The organism is Flavobacterium azizsancarii, from assembly GCF_027980145.1.
GTDB classification, from domain to species: Bacteria; Bacteroidota; Bacteroidia; order Flavobacteriales; family Flavobacteriaceae; genus Flavobacterium; species Flavobacterium azizsancarii.
Map to the genome: position 1 here is coordinate 1 of NZ_JAMZNK010000056.1, position 16,416 is coordinate 16,416.

Genomic DNA, 16,416 nt, shown 5'->3' on the forward strand with positions numbered 1-16,416 from the left:
CTATCAATGAACTTCCGTTGTTTTGCGGGGTGCAAATGTAACATCTGTTTTCAAATCTCACAAGCTTTTCGAAATCTTTTTTAGAAAATAAATTTTCGTTTTGATTAGTAATGCTTGTCAGTATTTCAGTGAACGTCTGTCGTTGTTGCGGGTGCAAAAGTAGGTGGTTTGTTTACATTTACAAGCCTTTTTGTTCTATAATTTCAATGTTTTTACAAACTTTTTCTTAACACTCTGATAACACCAACCTTAACCATTGTCCTTTTTTTGACTTTATCGGAATTTTCGTAAGCACATTGTCCTTTTCATAATAACAACACTTGAAGAACCTCCATTTTTATGAACTTTACAAACTTATCGAGGTTTTTCTATTACTTTATAATAGTAATCACATATTAGTTTCGGCTCCCTGCGCCGGGGCTTGCCTGATTATACCTCGAAGACACGAAGATTCTTTTGCTTTACCTTTGAATAAGGCACTAAGATTTGCTCCCATACCTATATACACTATATTTCTAATTAAGAACAACTGCCCTAGCCCCGATAGAAATGGAAATCCTTTTGCTTTTTTCTTTAAAAAGTAAAAGATTGAAATGCATAGCGAGATGAAGCTCCTAATTCATATTTCAATAGAAAATCCCGATTAAAGCTTTAATTTGACTAAATTACACAAACCCTATTATCCATAAAAAAAACAACCCGCCAAAAAAACTGACGGGTTACTTATATCTATATATATGATCTTTTGAAACTACTCGAAACGAATCGCTTTGACTGGCGAAATTTTTGTTATGATATAAGAAGGAATTAACAGCACTACAAAACAAACTGTAATGGTAAGCAAATTCAACAAAGCGATATATCCCCAATTTAAATAGACTGGCGCCTGATTGACGTAATAATTTTCAGGATTTAACTGAACAATCCCAAATTGCTGTTGGATTAGCAATATCGCAATACCAATTAAGTTCCCCCAAAACAATCCTCTTATAATAAGATAGAATGCGTTATACAAAAATATTTTACGAACTGTCCAATTGTTCGCCCCCATAGCTTTTAAAACACCTATCATTTGTGTACGCTCTAATATAAGGACCAATAGTGCAACAACCATATTTATTGTAGCCACTAAAATCATAATCCCTAAAATAATGACTATATTAAAATCAAAGAGTTGTAGCCAATCAAAAATGTAACTATATTTCTCAATTATCGTTTTAGTATCTAAACTCGATGATGTTTGCTCGTAAATTTGATTGCCGGTCGTTTTAATCTGATCAAAGTCTTTAATAAAAACTTCAAATGCTCCAACTTGATCCGGAGTCCATTTATTTATTCGTTGAATATGACGAATGTCTCCTATTATATATGTAGCATCGAATTGCTGAAATCCCGAATTAAAAATACCTGCAATTTTGAATCGGCGGCTATTTGGCATTTTACCTTGTTCTTCCTTAATAAAAAAGGTGTTAAAATTATCCCCCACTTTTAGATTAAGCCGATCCGCAAGAAATCTCGAAATCAAAACCTCTTCATTTAAAGCTTTAGTAAAATCTGGAACTTTACCCTCTACGACATATTCTTTTATATTGTTCCAATCATAATCTGCTCCTACACCTTTGAAAACAATTCCTTCAAATGCATTTTCGGTTCTTATAATTCCTGCCTTACTAGCGATTGCCTGAATATGACTCACTTGAGGTACCGACTCGAAGTCTGGATAAAAATCTTGTTTTTTTGAAATAGGAATCAGAGTTACTTCAGAATTATTATTATCATAATTAGATATAATTATCTGGCCATTGAAAGCTGAAACTTTATCGCGTATCTTTTGCTGTAAACCCATCCCGGTTGCAACTGAAACCATCATCATGATAATACCAATAGCAATTGCTGAAATAGCAATTTTTATAATTGGCGCTGATATACTGCTTTTATAATCTTTGGCAGTGATAAGTCTTCTGGCTATGAAATATTCTAAATTCAAATTTTTGTTGTCTATTTATTATTATAATGAATTCCTCATCCAAATCAAAAATACATTTAAAAAAGCAAAAACAAATTACTTCCAGAAACATTTACTTTTTTGCAAATCCTACAAAGGAAGTTTCTTTTTCATTTCCTCTACTATATTATATGCGGCAGGACAAATGGCAACATTTTTTAAAGTGATATCCGTAATCTGATTGAACTTTTTACGATCTGTATGCGGAAACTCTCTGCAGGCTTTTGGACGAACATCGTAAATCATGCAATAATTCTCGCTATCTAAAAAAGTACACGGAACACTTTGCAAAACATAATCTTTATCTTCGTCGATTCGGAGGTATTGCTCTATGAACTGTTGAGGCTTTTGCCTCAAAGATTTTGAGACTCTTTCAATATCCGCCAAAGTAAATAACGGGCCTGTTGTTTTACAACAATTAGCACACTTCAAGCAATCTGTCTTTTTAAATTCGGCATCATGCAAATCCTGCATTACATAATCTAAATTTTTAGGTTGTTTCTTTTTCAGCTTATCAAAATACTTTTTGTTTTCGATATGCTTATCTTTGGCTAACTTATTTAAGTTATTTAAAATTTGTTTCAAGTTTACTTTTTAAAGTTGATCTGCAAAATTAAACAACTTTAAACTTGAAACCTTAAACTTTGAAATAAAATACGATGAAAGATCTATTTGGAAAAGCGATGTTCGACTTTCAAACCAATAATTCGCCGGAAGATATCATTACCGAAACTACAATTTCTGAAGAAGATGAAATGAGTGTTGATTATTTATTCCGTTCTTATAATGAAATGCCAAAACTTGAGCAAAAAGCACTTCAGTTAGCCTCGGGAAAAACACTTGATGTTGGTTGTGGAGCCGGCAGTCATAGCTTATCATTACAAAACGATCGTAACTTAGAAGTTACTTCAATAGATATTTCTGAAAAAGCAATTGAAACCTGTAAGTTGCGCGGTGTCAAAAATGCAAAAGTTCAAAATATACTAGATTTTGATGGTGAAAAATTTGACACAATCATCTTATTAATGAATGGCGTTGGTATTTTTGGCAAATTAGAAAACTGCAATAAATTTCTATCGAAGCTAAAATCTCTTTTAAATCCAGGCGGACAAATTCTACTGGACAGTTCTGACATCATTTATATGTTTGACGAAGATGAAGATGGCGGAAAATGGATACCATCTAATAACGATTATTACGGAGAACTTGTTTTTAATATCTCTTACAAAGGAGAAAAAGAAGAACCTTTTGACTGGTTGTACTTAGACTACAACACACTTCAGAATGGAGCTATTGCAAATGGACTAAAATGTGAGCTTATTCTAGAAGGAGAACATTATGATTATCTTGCCAGACTATCGATTTAAAATAAAATCTACTTATTATGACAGCGCTAGATTTAGAAAAATTAAAATATCCAATAGGAAAATTTGAATTTCCTATTGAATTTACACCGGAATATCTTTCAGCAAAAATTAATGAGATTGAATCTTTTCCTGAAAGGTTAAAAAAAGAAACACTTCATTTGACAAATAAACAATTAAACACTCCTTATCGACCAGACGGATGGACGGTTCGACAAGTAATTCATCATTGCGCCGAAAGCCATATGAATTGTTACATAAGAATAAAATGGGCTCTTACTGAAAACAATCCAGTCATAAAAGCATACGACGAAACTTTATGGTCTGAATTGCCGGACAATTTAAATATGCCTATTCAGCCTACATTAACTTTATTGGAAGGATTACATTATCGCCTGGCTTTTATCATGAAGAATTTATCTCTTGCAGATCTTGAAAAATCTTTTATACATCCTGAAAATAATTCTGAATATAAAATAAAACAATTAATAGGAACTTATGCGTGGCATGGAAATCATCATCTTGCCCATATCACAACTTTAAAAAAATATAAAAATTGGAATTAGAATTCTGTTTCTTTTTTATACAGTGTGTATTATTTACCAGAAACAAAAAATCTCTTCAATAGAAGATATTTTTTTTATATCCTTAAGGAATATTTAAATATTTATGAGTCTGAAGCGAAACTCTCCACTTTGGATTACTCATTACATAATCTACAATCAGGGGCGTCATCTCCTCTTTTTTGCTCCATTCTGGCTGAAGAAACAAAATCGCATTGCCATTTACCAACTCTGCCTGCTCTTCTGCAAAAATAAAATCATGCTTATTATAAATAATCACTTTTAACTCATGCGCATTATCATACACCGTTTGTGTTGGTAATTTATTCTTTTTCGGAGAAAGACAAATCCAGTCCCACGTACCTGTTAATGGATATGCTCCGGAAGTTTCTATATGAACTTTTAAATTTCTGTTTTTTAATTCCTGAGTCAACAAGCTCATATCCCATGTCAAAGGCTCACCTCCTGTTATCACGACAGTATCTGCTGAACTTGCGGCATTATTCACAATTAAATCTACACTTGTTGGCGGATGTAATTCTGCATTCCAACTTTCCTTCACATCACACCAGTGACACCCTACATCGCAACCACCAATTCGGATAAAGTAAGCAGCAGTTCCTGTATGAAATCCTTCTCCCTGAATAGTGTAAAATTCTTCCATCAAAGGCAACATCGCTCCTTTATTTACTTCTAATTGTATTTCTTTTGATAACATTATTATATTTTAAAGTGCAAAGATAGTCAATTAAATACGGAACAAAAAAAACCGATAGCCCTAAAAGAACTATCGGTTTTCTATTTAATAAGAGATCTTATATTATTTTAAAGCTTTCACAGATTGTGCAGCATAAGCATTTGCAGGATCTAAAACTAAAGTTTTGTTGAAATACTCAACGGCTTTAGCTTTATCTGTATTAGCATAACTAGCACCAATACTATTGTAAGCCTCAACTAATTTCTTAACTGTAGCAGGTTTTGCCAATTCTTCAGCTCCCTTAGCACTAGTTCTTGTTACGTACTCTTCGTAGTTTTTGATAATCAAATCATCTTTCTCTAACAAATTGTTGATTCTACCTTTGTATAAGTAAGCCTCATCATAAGTTGGAGAAGCTTCTAAAACTCTGTCAAAAGCAGTTTCAGCTTTAGCTAAAGCAGCAGCATCAGCAGCTCCATTGGTTTTATTTACATTCGCATAATAAAGTGAAATACCATAATAAACATTATCATCTAAATAATTTTTAGATTCTTTATTATTAGCCCCAAGTTCAAAAACAGTAGCCGCGTTTGCATATTGTTTTTTACCAAACAAAGCTTTTCCTAAATCAGCAAGTTCTTCAACAACTAAAGGCTCTAACTCAATTGCTTTTCTAACATCAGCAATACCACTATCAAAAGCAGCCTGATCTACTACACCTTCTGCATTAGTTCCTTTTTTTATTTTTGATAAACCTAAATATAAATAATCTCTACCAATTACTTTATTTGAAGGTACTTTCATAAAATCCTCAATAGATTTAATCGCTACATCAACATTTCCATTTTCATAAGCAGCGTATCCTAAATATCTGTAAATTCTAGGGTTAACTTTATCTTCAGCAATCATTTTATTTGCTACAGTCTCTAGAGTCTTATAATCTTTCACCAGGATTAAGAAATCTGCGTGACGCATTTTAGAATCTAATGAGTAATCTGTAAGACTTAAATACTTCTCATAGTTAGTAATTGCGTTTTGCAAATTAACTTTAGCAGTAGACGACTTATTTCTTCCCCATTTGTAATATGTTTCAGCCAATTCTCTGTAAACCGGGCCATAATTAGGATTTATTGCAATAACTTCATTAAAAGCTTTAATTGCTTCTTCGTAAGACTTAGCTCCTTTTAACAAAACACCTAATTGCATTTTTGCTCTCAAAAGTGTTGGATCAGCAGTAAATGCATCACGGTATGCTTTATAGGCATCATTTTGATTATTTGAACCATAATAAGCATCACCAATTGTTAAAAGAGCAGTTGCATTTTGAGGATCTAATGCCAAAGCACGTTTTAAAACAGCAATTGCAGCAGGATAATCAGGATTAGTTGAGTTGATATAAGCTCTACCAATGTAAATAAACTCATCTACATCTTTACGCTTCATATCTTTTGTAGCCAAACCAAAATTGGCCTGAGCCGCAGCAGCATTTTTATTGTCAAGATCTATCTGACCTAACCCAATATAATTTAGATTTTTCTTATCAGACGCCTGCAATCCATTTGCGTAATAAATTTTAGCAGAATCAACAATAGATTGATTTAAATATACATTACCTAAAACAAAATTAGCTTCTCCATCTGAAGGTTTTGCTTTGATGATTGATTTAAGCAAAGACTTTGCTTTTTGAAATTGTTCAGCATCGATAGCTTTTTTAGCTTCTTTGATATCTTGCGCTTTTACTACAGAAACTGAAGCAACTAAGGCAAGACTAAAAATTTTAAATTTATTCATCTTTAATTGTAATTAATTTATTCTTTATCGTTAATAATTTGATTTCTAATTTTAAGATTCCTTCCCGGAGTCCTTATTGGCAATAATCCTGATTTCAAAATTATACGCTGTCCAATATCCCCAGATATAAATGACGCGAACCCCATTCCTAAACCAGTATAACCCTGACAATTTATAATAAACAAATCACGTGCCAAAGGATATTTCATCTCAGCCAGATCATTTTGGGTCGGGCTGTAATATTTATCATCATTAAGGCCTTTTACAGACAAAACATTGATTTTTTTAATAACATCAGCCATCTTTGGCGAAGGCTGCGAAAGCCAATTAACCCCAACTACTCCGATCATCCCATCATTTTCAGATACGAATTTAATAACTTCATCGTTAGTTTTAAAAGAAAAAACACCCTTGGCAGGAATATCTTTTACTTTTGCCAATTCCTTCATATAACGAACCGTACTTGAATTTGGATTATCAAATACAAGTCCTTGAAATCGAGAATTCGTTTTCCCCTGCATAAAATCAATTACCGTTTTCAACGCAATTAATGTATCATTATTGCCTTTGTTCGAAATAAAAGCAATCGCATCTGTTGCAAAGGGCGTAACTCTTGGATTAATTTTACTTTTTTTGAACCTTGCCAATTCCTCTTCTGTAAGATTTCGGGCAGTAACAGCCACTTTTGCTCTCTGATTTAATAAATCATTTATTAATTCAGATTCCGATTTGGGTGTAACAGTAATTTTTGAACCATAATATGTTCCTTCAAAAACAGCGACCTGATCATCAACGATAGGTTTAATTGTTTCATCGACAGTAATATCCATTGATCCTTTTAAAATTGTTTCTTTATCAGATTCATTTTTGCTTTTTTGGTTGCACATGGCAAACAAAAAAACAAAAACAACCAAACCAACAACCTTACTATATTTTAACATCATTATTCTGCGTTTGAATTAATTAATCTCAAAAAGCGAATTGCCGAATACACTATCAATAATCCACCAAAAGCATACCTGTATTTCGGTTCCATATCTAAAGGAAGCTTCTTCCAAAACATAATCATTAAACCGAGTACAAGATATATTAAAAAAAACAGTATTCCTAAAACAAGAAGAAATCGCTCTTTGAGCGATTTCTTCTGAATATTATTAAGCATATCTTTTAACATTATTCTGCAGATTGAATAGTAATAGGAAGAGAATAAAGTACCCTAACTTTTTTACCATTTTGCTCGCCGGGAGTCCATTTTGGACATTTTTTAAGAACACGAATTGCTTCTGCCCCTGTACCGTAACCGATATCCCTTAAAACTTTAATGTCGGTCAATGAACCGTCTTTTTCAACTACAAAAGTAACGTAAACTTTACCTTTTAAACCTTCCTCTTCAGGAGTCTTATAATTGTTTCCTACGAATTTGTAGAATTTTTCAATACCACCCGGGAAATCTGGTTTTACCTCGATACCAGCAGTATTATAAACATTATTATCTTCCTGAATAATTTCAGTAACTGGTCCTTTACCAACTGGCTCATCTACAGTTAAAACTGCATCCGGATCTCCTTTGATAGTTTCGTTACCTACTTTTTTATCTTTAAGATCCACAATTTTTGGTGGGTCTTCAGTAATTTCATTTGCTTTAGCAACCACTGGCTTCACAAACTTCACCTGATCCACTTTTGGTGGTGGTGGTGGTGGTGGTGGTTGATTTGGCTTAATTTCCTCCTTTTTAGGAGCAATTTTTACTGTCGCAATTTTAATATCATTATTCACTACCTCTTCTTCAGAATCCGGTAACAAGCTTGCAATAAGAGGGGCAGCAACAGCAAGACTAAAAATAACTGAACCAATGATAAGTGCCTTTACGGTCGTACTACGGTTCGCTTTTCTTAACTCATATGCACCATATATCTTATTACGCCCTTCGAATACGATATCAAGCCATTGATTTTTAATTATATCTAATTTCATTTTTCTTGATTATTAAGGATTAAAACAAGATTGCTCTTATTTTTTATCTATCAATTTCGTCTCTTCCGGAGTAAACTCAGGAACAATAGCATAAGTCTCTACTCCTGAAATCGCCATCTCATCCAAAATATCAACCAAATTACGGTAATTTGATTTTTTAGTTGGCTTGATAATAACTATAATCCCATTTTTAGGTTTCCCTAAAGATGCAGAATAAGCTAAAACTGCTTTTTTCTGAGTTAATAATTCTCTACGAATTCCGTCTTTACCATAGGCGATCTCTTTTGGTCCAACTTTTGGAGTTGCAAGCAATCCCATATAATAAACCATTTTATTGTCCTCGCCAAGCATTACTGTCATTGTACGATTCTCATCTACTTTTGTATCCTTATTATCTTTCTCATTAGGATCTTTATCAGGCAGAGACAAATCCATCGATTGAGGTTTTGACAACGATGTGGTTAACATAAAGAATGTGATCAATAAGAATGCTAAATCCACCATTGCCGTCAAATCGACTTTAGAATTCTGCTTTTTACTTCTTACTTTACCACCTTTTCCGCCTCCACCGTCGCCGGTATTTAATTCAGCCATTTTAGTGTATATTTTTTAAATTAAAAGTCTTTTCCTCTCATACCTGTAACTAAGTTAAAGGAATTGATTTTTTGATCTTGCAAAATATCCATGATCTTTTTGATTTGTGGATACTCTTCTTTAGCATCACCTTTTATTGCAATTTTCAATTCTTTATCATCAATATCAATCGCAGCTCTTCTTGAGATCAAAAGCCAGTCTTTTAATTGATTGTCTAATGAATCTATTGGCACTCCAGGTTGGTTTGCTTTTGTTCTATCAGCCGCTTTCATGTCGATGATTTGTTTCAAATTTGCCAATGGAACACCAAAGTCATCCATTAATGCAAATTTAGTTTTATCATCTTCTGAAAAAGTAACACCGTATTTTGCTCCCATTCCTTCAAGAGTTCTTTTACGAATCTCTCTTCCTTTAATGTCAAAAAACACTTTGCTTTTCCCATCTGCACCTTTTCCTATTGTAATGATTGCTAAATCCGTATCAGGTAATTTAGTCTGAGCAACAGAAGAAGGCATATCTACAGGAAGTGCTTCTGGCACTTTAGCAGTAGCGGTCAAAATAAAGAACGTAAGCAAAAGGAACGCAACATCGCACATGGCAGTCATATCTGTCGATGTTGACTTTTTTTTCATTTTTATTTTAGCCATTATCTTTTATTTTATTTTGATATAATTAATTATAATTAATACTAATCAAAAATTAATTATTGTTTCAAACTTCCTCTGAATCTTCTGTAAGTGTTTACGATAGTAACACCAGCCTCATCGATAGAGTAAGTTAAATCATCAATTTTAGCTGTAAAGAAGTTATAAGAAACGATCGCTAAGATTGAAGTAGAGATACCTGTTGCAGTGTTGATAAGTGCCTCAGAAATACCTGTTGCAAGTGCAGCCTGGTCTGGAGTTCCAGCAGAAGCTAATGCACCAAACGCTTTAATCATACCTGATACAGTACCTAATAATCCACCTAAAGTTCCTAATGATACTAAAGAAGAGATAATAGTCATGTTTTTTTCTAACATTGGCATTTCTAATGAAGTTGCCTCTTCGATTTCTTTGTGGATTACTTCTGCAGCTTCTTCACTGTTGAAACCTTCTTTTTTAACATCTTGGTATTTTACCAAAGCAGATTTAATTGCATTTGCAACTGAACCTTGTTGTTTGTCACATGCAGCAATTGCAGCTTCAATGTTTCCTTCTTTAATACTTCCTTGTACACTTTTCATAAATGCATCTAAGTTAGCTTTACCAGCAGCTTTACCAATAACGATAAATCTTTCAATAGAAAAAACAACAACCATTAAAAACATACCTAATAATACCGGTACAATAAAACCTCCTTTATATACTTGACCTAATGTATTGATCGGGTGACCTGTTTCTGGATTACCTCCTTCGAAGTTAGAAGCATCTCCCATAATTACTTTCCAAATAAACACCCCAACTAAAATACATGCAACAATAATGATTCCAGTAATCATTCCTCCTCCATTTGAAGTGCTTTCTTTTTTAACTTTAACGTTTGCCATTTTTTTTAATTTTAATAGTTTTAAATAATTTTTATTTTTTAGTTATATTTAACTTGTAGAGGAGCAAATTTATACGTTTAGTTTAAATAAAAAAACTTTTTTTAATTTAATTGAAGCAAATTTAACGTCAATTTAAAAAATATCTCATTAAATTGCTAGCATCATTTTTTAGATAAAACAAAAAACAGGGCGATTAATGGGAAAATTACAACGTTTTAGTAAATATTCAAACATTCCTTTGATATCTTCTTAAAAAGTTGCGAAATTATTTTTTATATAATTTTCAATGAAAAATAGCTTTTTCTTACTAAAAATAACGAACTCAAAATGTTAAAAAACCAAGCAATACTCTTATAATCATCTAAATTACAAATAAAACATGAATAAAAAGGATAATTTCATTCAGGATATGAACAATGGCTACCTATCTAAAGGTGATAATATAATTCTGGGAGGAGCCATTCTTGATGGAGAACAAATCGCAGAAGTCCATGTCAAAATCCCATTAAAAACGTTAAATCGGCACGGACTTATAGCCGGAGCAACCGGAACTGGAAAAACAAAAACGATTCAGGTTTTTTCTGAACAACTATCGAATGCAGGAATCCCTGTTTTGATGATGGACATAAAAGGGGATTTTAGCGGAATTGCCAAAGAAGGAAAAGAGGAAGCGTTTATTACGGAGCGACAGGCTAAAATAAATATCCCCTATAATGTTGCTTCTTTTCCTGTTGAACTAATGTCTCTTTCTAAACAAAATGGTGTTCGATTAAGGGCGACAGTTTCTGAATTTGGTCCTGTTTTATTTTCCAGAATTTTAGATTTAAACGACACTCAGGCCGGTGTTGTTTCTGTCATTTTTAAATATTGCGATGATAACCAAATGCCTTTATTAGATTTAAAAGACATTAAGAAGGTTATCAATTATATTACTGAAGAAGGTAAAGAAGAAATCTCTGCCAGTTATGGTAAAATTTCGACTGCGACAACGGGTACTATTTTGAGAAAAATAATAGAATTGGAACAGCAGGGCGGTGATATATTTTTTGGGGAATTATCTTTTGAAATTGATGATTTAATGCGAATCGATGAAAACGGAAAAGGATATGTAAATATCATTCGATTAACGGATATTCAGGATAAGCCTAAATTATTCTCTACTTTTATGTTGAGTTTATTAGCTGAAATCTATCAGAAAATGCCCGAAAAAGGAGACGTTTCACAACCTGAATTGGTTATATTTATTGATGAGGCCCACTTAATTTTCAACGAAGCGAGCAAAGCTCTTTTAGCTCAGATTGAAACTATTGTAAAATTGATACGTTCTAAAGGCGTTGGTATTTATTTTGTAACTCAAAATCCTATGGATGTGCCGAGCGGCGTTCTGGCTCAATTGGGATTAAAAATCCAGCACGCCTTAAGGGCTTTTACTGCAAATGACCGTCAGGCGATTAAGAAAACAGCTGATAATTATCCTACTTCACAGTATTATAAAACTGATGAATTATTGACAAATTTAGGAATTGGCGAAGCGCTGGTAACGGCATTAAACGAAAAGGGAATCCCTACACCGCTTGTCGCAACGATGATGCGTGCGCCAATGAGCCGAATGGATGTTTTGACTTCTGATGAAATCGAAGCCATAAACAGCAAATCGAAACTCGTAAAAAAATATATTGACGAGGTAGACCGGGAGAGTGCTTATGAAATCCTGAATAAAAAAATAGCTTATGCTGCGCAAGCCAGCGAAGAAAAAGAACAACAAGCACCAACGAGATCATCAAAATCTGAACCAAGCACGACAAGTGTTGTAACAAAATCAGTTTTGAAAGTAGTTACAAGTGCCACTTTTATAAGAGGGGTGTTTGGCGTTTTATCTAAAATATTTAAGAAGTAAATTTTCCACCATATAAATTATATAAGTTCATAAAATCTTTGCGTATTGATTAAATGAACTTATATAACCTATGTGATTTAGATATTATACGTTTTGCAACAACTCCAGGATTTTATTTTCAATTTCTGGAGAGTTCCAGATATTTTCAATATCATCAGTTCTTAAAACCTCTTCCATAATTCCGTTTTGAAAATCACCAATAGCCAGCGCTTCGGCATAAGGGCGATCACTGAAAGTAACACGACTATAAAGCGGAATCCATTTATCAGGATGTTTATCAGAGAATGCTTTTTCGATTTTCTTTTGCAGCAAGAATTTCTCGTCGGCCGTTTTAGTACTCATTTCCATGAAATTTCGGTATGAAAGTTCTGCAATAGCATCCGCATTTGGCTTACGAGAGATTTCATATTCAGAGAAAATTTTCTTCCAGTCGTCTCCGTATTTTTCAATCATTTCGTTCAGGACCGTAATATCTTCAAAACCGGCATTCATTCCTTGTCCGTAAAACGGGACTATAGCATGACAGGCATCTCCAATTAAAGCGATTTTATCTTCGTATGTCCACGGAAAACATTTCATGGTAACCAAAGTACTTGTTGGATTTTTAAAGAAATCCTCTGCGAGTTTTGGAATCACTTCGATCGAATCGGGGAAATTTTTCTCAAAGAAATCTTCTACCATTTTACGATCTGTTAATGATTCGAACGAATTCTCTCCTTCAAAAGGCATAAACAAAGTACACGTAAAACTACCATCTAAATTAGGCAATGCAATTAACATGTATTTACCACGTGGCCAAATGTGAAATGAATTTTTATCCAGTTTATGAGTTGCATCAGTATTTGCAGGAATATTCAATTCCTTATAGCCCATATTCAAAAATTCCTGCGAATAATTAAACATACTCTGGCGTTGCATTCTGTGTCTGATTCTCGAGAAAGCACCATCGGCACCAAAAACCATATCATACTTTTTCTCTTCCCACTCTCCCCTTTCGGTTTCACCAATATGCAAAGTTGCATCGCTTAGTGTAACATCCCAGATCTTTTGGTCGAAATAAAATTCAGTTCCGGCTTGTTCGGCAAGATCAATCATTTTTCGGTTTAGCGTTCCTCTTGAAATCGAATAAATCGACTCGCCTTCTTGTCCGTAATTCTGAAAATTCAGTTTATCGACTAAATGAATGGCGCGTTTGTCCATTGGGATTGCGATTTCACGAACAGATTCGCCAACACCAACGCCATCAAGAGCTTTCCAACCTCGATTAGACATGGCCAAATTTATAGAACGACCCGAAAAATTAATTTTGCGAATATCAGGGCTTCGATCATAAACATGAACGACATGACCTGCTTTTTTGAGATAAATTGCCAATAGTGATCCTACTAATCCAGAACCGACAATTGCAATTTTTAGTGGAGTTTGCATCAAGAAAAATCTAAATATAAGATCGTAAAAATAAGTAATAATTATACAAGAGCTTAAAAATAAAGTAAATATTTATGATTAAAACGGTTATTAATGCGGGCATGACCCGTAGAAAAAGCGGATCGGACTTTCGGCTATATTCCCTATTAACAAAAACTCCTGCTAAAAACCTGTTTCTCTAAATCGGGAGATACCGCCTTAAATGAAATTCACTGAACTCCGCTGACAATAAAATAATGTAAAGTAATGCCTCATGAAGCACTCATTTTCATAACAAATTTATGTTTTTAATGATTTATTATAAATACGAAAAAGACTACTTTTACATAATTAGAAGATTAATTAGCCACGAATTTAACGTGTTAAACAGATTTTTACAGGTTTTTGTTGTAAAAATCTAAATCATTAAACTTAAAAAAATCAGTGTAATCCGTTTAACTCGCCCAATCCGTGGGCGGTAAACAGACTACTTCACGACTTTACCAAATAAACATTATGAAAAGCAAACTATTACAATCTGATATCATTTTAGAAAACGAAAAAGTACTATTACTCCCTTTTGAAAACGAAAGAAACATCGAACTCAAAGAAATTATTTTTGATGATGAGATCTGGAAATACATGGGAATGTATGTAAGAAATGATTCTGATTTCGAAAATTATATTCAAAATACCTTGAAACAAAAAGCAGACGGGATTTGTTATCCGTTTTTAATAATAGACAAAGCAACAAACAAAGTTGCCGGAAGTACACGTTACGGATACCTGAATCACGCAAGTCAAAAATGCGAAATTGGCTGGACCTGGTACGGAAAAGATTTTCAGGGAACAGGTTTAAACAAAGCCTGCAAATACGAATTACTGAATTTTGGTTTCGAAAATATTCAATTTAAAAGAATACAATTCAGTGCTGATTTTGAAAACAAAAAGTCACAAAGAGCGATTGAAAAACTTGGCGCTATAAAAGAAGGAATCTTTAGAAATAATTATGTTGATACTGCAGGAAAAAGCAAAGATGATGTTTATTATAGTGTCATTTTAGAGGAATGGAAAAATACTAAAGAGGAATATTTTTCTGATTTTATTTAAAAACTCAGAAAAACTTTGCCATAGAAAAAAGTGGTATTTTAGCTTATTCTAAAAAACTATTATATCAATGATGGAATTACAAGCTATTTACCAAAAAACTATAAAATTTGCTGCTAAAAAACATGCAGATCAAAATCAAGTAATTCCCGGAACTAATTTGCCATATGTTGTTCATTTGGGTAATGTAACAATGGAAATTATATTTGCTTCGCAAGAAACAAAGGAGTTTAACCAAGCCTTTGCAATTCAGGTTGCCTTGCTTCATGATATTATTGAAGATACAAAAACTACATTTGAAGAACTCACCGAAGAATTTGATGAAGAAATTGCTCAAGCAGTTTTAGCCTTAACAAAAAACGCTACAATACCCAAGGAAGAAAGAATGGCTGATAGTTTGACCCGAATTAAAAAATTATCAAAAGAAGTTTGGTCTGTAAAATTAGCTGATAGAATAACTAATTTGCAGGTTCCGCCTGAACATTGGAACTTGGAAAAAATAAAAGCGTATCAAAAAGAAGCTTTACAAATATTAGAGACATTAAAAGGTGCAAATGAATATTTAGAAAAACGACTTTCAGAAAGAATTCAAAATTATTCAAAATACTGCGACACGACGGCATAATTTCAAAAACAAACCAATACAATACCACAAAATGAACCTATACTCAGAACATTACGTAAGTCAAAAAACGGAAAGGTTTGTCAATAAAATTTGGTGTCTCGATAACAGCATTGGCGAGAGCCTGATTGAAAATAAACTTGTTTTACCAAACGGTTGTTTTAATCTGGCGATTGTAAGCGGAAACGCTATTGAGGTTCACACCAGTAAAAGCAAATATGAAATGAACGAAGGATTTTACTTTTGTTCGCAAATGACCAATAAAGTTTTGGTCAATATTCAGCCAAAAACTAAAGTTACAATCATACAATTGCACGCGTGGACACTTTCGATGTTTCCACAATATGATTTGAATAATTTTTCAGACGCTATTGTCAAAATTGATGTTGCCGAATTACCTTTTCAAACTAAAATCGAAACTGGTTTAAGTAGTGATATTTCAATATTATTAAATACAACTAATTCCTATTTTGAAGAATTAAGTGCTGCAAATCCCAACAAAAATGCAGTTGAAAAAATCTGTGAAATCATAAAATTTCAAAATGAAGAAATTACGGTTTCGGAAATAGGAAAAAATCTAAATGCTTCGCAAAGATCGCTTCAAATTAAATTCAAAACTGCGACCGGACTTACGATTAAAAATTACATTCAAATCCTGAAATTCAGAAAGGCGGTCGATCAAATGGTAAATTCTGATTTAGAAAAATTAAAACTGACTGATGTTGCACTTTATAATAAGTATTTTGATCAATCGCATTTCATCAAAAAGTTCAAAGATGTAACCAAAACAACTCCCAAAATGTTCAATTCTGATTCTTATTTTCTTTCTAAAAAAAGATAACATTTCGCATTTGTACAATTTTATTA

At 33.1% G+C, this 16,416-nt stretch carries 17 protein-coding genes; 6 read left to right on the forward strand and 11 right to left on the reverse strand.

Annotation, left to right across the window (positions count from 1 at the left end; translation table 11 throughout):
• Nucleotides 1-751 precede the first annotated feature (751 nt).
• Together NJT12_RS21855 and NJT12_RS21860 are read right to left on the reverse strand one after the other, a co-directional pair.
• A complete protein-coding gene (locus NJT12_RS21855) occupies nucleotides 752-1,987 on the reverse strand; it encodes an ABC transporter permease (RefSeq protein WP_271338246.1) in 1,236 nt (411 codons plus the stop codon).
• Nucleotides 1,988-2,095: 108 nt separating this feature from the next.
• On the reverse strand, nucleotides 2,096-2,590 hold the full coding sequence (locus NJT12_RS21860; protein ID WP_271338247.1) for a YkgJ family cysteine cluster protein: 495 nt from the start codon (nucleotides 2,588-2,590) through the stop codon (nucleotides 2,096-2,098).
• Nucleotides 2,591-2,664: 74 nt separating this feature from the next.
• Here NJT12_RS21860 and NJT12_RS21865 point away from each other — a divergent pair, with 74 nt between their 5' ends.
• Both NJT12_RS21865 and NJT12_RS21870 read left to right on the forward strand, forming a co-directional pair.
• Nucleotides 2,665-3,372, forward strand: a complete 708-nt coding sequence (locus NJT12_RS21865; protein WP_271338248.1) for a class I SAM-dependent methyltransferase — start codon at nucleotides 2,665-2,667, stop codon at nucleotides 3,370-3,372.
• A 17-nt stretch (nucleotides 3,373-3,389) separates the two neighbouring features.
• Nucleotides 3,390-3,935 (forward strand): YfiT family bacillithiol transferase, encoded by a 546-nt coding sequence (locus NJT12_RS21870; RefSeq protein ID WP_271338249.1) that lies wholly within the window; start codon nucleotides 3,390-3,392, stop codon nucleotides 3,933-3,935.
• A gap of 82 nt (nucleotides 3,936-4,017) precedes the next feature.
• On the opposite strand, the gene NJT12_RS21875 is transcribed toward NJT12_RS21870, so the two are convergent.
• The 8 genes from NJT12_RS21875 to NJT12_RS21910 all read right to left on the reverse strand — a co-directional run bounded on the left by NJT12_RS21875 (nucleotide 4,018) and on the right by NJT12_RS21910 (nucleotide 10,516).
• Nucleotides 4,018-4,650 carry a 7-carboxy-7-deazaguanine synthase QueE gene (locus tag NJT12_RS21875; RefSeq protein WP_271338250.1) on the reverse strand — a complete coding sequence of 211 codons (633 nt, stop codon included), beginning with the start codon at nucleotides 4,648-4,650 and terminating at the stop codon, nucleotides 4,018-4,020.
• Between the two features lie 102 nt (nucleotides 4,651-4,752).
• A complete protein-coding gene (locus NJT12_RS21880; RefSeq protein ID WP_271338251.1) occupies nucleotides 4,753-6,420 on the reverse strand; it encodes a tetratricopeptide repeat protein in 1,668 nt (555 codons plus the stop codon).
• A 17-nt stretch (nucleotides 6,421-6,437) separates the two neighbouring features.
• Entirely contained in the window at nucleotides 6,438-7,361 is a 924-nt protein-coding gene (locus NJT12_RS21885; RefSeq protein WP_271338269.1) for a PstS family phosphate ABC transporter substrate-binding protein, read from the reverse strand.
• 2 nt (nucleotides 7,362-7,363) lie between these two features.
• Nucleotides 7,364-7,594, reverse strand: coding sequence for a hypothetical protein (locus NJT12_RS21890; RefSeq protein ID WP_026983456.1), 231 nt, complete (start codon nucleotides 7,592-7,594; stop codon nucleotides 7,364-7,366).
• Nucleotides 7,594-8,394, reverse strand: a complete 801-nt coding sequence (locus tag NJT12_RS21895; RefSeq protein ID WP_271338252.1) for an energy transducer TonB — start codon at nucleotides 8,392-8,394, stop codon at nucleotides 7,594-7,596. The genes NJT12_RS21890 and NJT12_RS21895 overlap by 1 nt, the downstream gene beginning before the upstream one ends.
• 36 nt (nucleotides 8,395-8,430) lie before the next feature.
• Nucleotides 8,431-8,988, reverse strand: a complete 558-nt coding sequence (locus NJT12_RS21900; RefSeq protein WP_271338253.1) for an ExbD/TolR family protein — start codon at nucleotides 8,986-8,988, stop codon at nucleotides 8,431-8,433.
• A gap of 20 nt (nucleotides 8,989-9,008) precedes the next feature.
• Complete coding sequence (locus NJT12_RS21905) at nucleotides 9,009-9,635, reverse strand: ExbD/TolR family protein (protein WP_271338254.1); 627 nt, start codon at nucleotides 9,633-9,635, stop codon at nucleotides 9,009-9,011.
• 56 nt (nucleotides 9,636-9,691) lie between these two features.
• Nucleotides 9,692-10,516 (reverse strand): MotA/TolQ/ExbB proton channel family protein, encoded by an 825-nt coding sequence (locus tag NJT12_RS21910; protein ID WP_072964391.1) that lies wholly within the window; start codon nucleotides 10,514-10,516, stop codon nucleotides 9,692-9,694.
• Between the two features lie 379 nt (nucleotides 10,517-10,895).
• Between NJT12_RS21910 and NJT12_RS21915 the strand changes: the two genes are divergently transcribed.
• Nucleotides 10,896-12,413 (forward strand): helicase HerA-like domain-containing protein, encoded by a 1,518-nt coding sequence (locus NJT12_RS21915; protein WP_271338255.1) that lies wholly within the window; start codon nucleotides 10,896-10,898, stop codon nucleotides 12,411-12,413.
• 84 nt (nucleotides 12,414-12,497) lie between these two features.
• On the opposite strand, the gene NJT12_RS21920 is transcribed toward NJT12_RS21915, so the two are convergent.
• On the reverse strand, nucleotides 12,498-13,841 hold the full coding sequence (locus NJT12_RS21920; protein ID WP_271338256.1) for an FAD-dependent oxidoreductase: 1,344 nt from the start codon (nucleotides 13,839-13,841) through the stop codon (nucleotides 12,498-12,500).
• 495 nt (nucleotides 13,842-14,336) lie between these two features.
• Here NJT12_RS21920 and NJT12_RS21925 point away from each other — a divergent pair, with 495 nt between their 5' ends.
• From NJT12_RS21925 to NJT12_RS21935, 3 genes are all read left to right on the forward strand, one after another.
• Entirely contained in the window at nucleotides 14,337-14,930 is a 594-nt protein-coding gene (locus NJT12_RS21925; RefSeq protein ID WP_271338257.1) for a GNAT family N-acetyltransferase, read from the forward strand.
• Nucleotides 14,931-14,997: 67 nt separating this feature from the next.
• Nucleotides 14,998-15,552 carry an HD domain-containing protein gene (locus tag NJT12_RS21930; RefSeq protein WP_271338258.1) on the forward strand — a complete coding sequence of 185 codons (555 nt, stop codon included), beginning with the start codon at nucleotides 14,998-15,000 and terminating at the stop codon, nucleotides 15,550-15,552.
• 31 nt (nucleotides 15,553-15,583) lie between these two features.
• Nucleotides 15,584-16,390: a helix-turn-helix transcriptional regulator gene (locus NJT12_RS21935; RefSeq protein WP_271338259.1), complete on the forward strand. Its 807-nt coding sequence runs from the start codon at nucleotides 15,584-15,586 to the stop codon at nucleotides 16,388-16,390.
• Nucleotides 16,391-16,416: the final 26 nt, after the last annotated feature.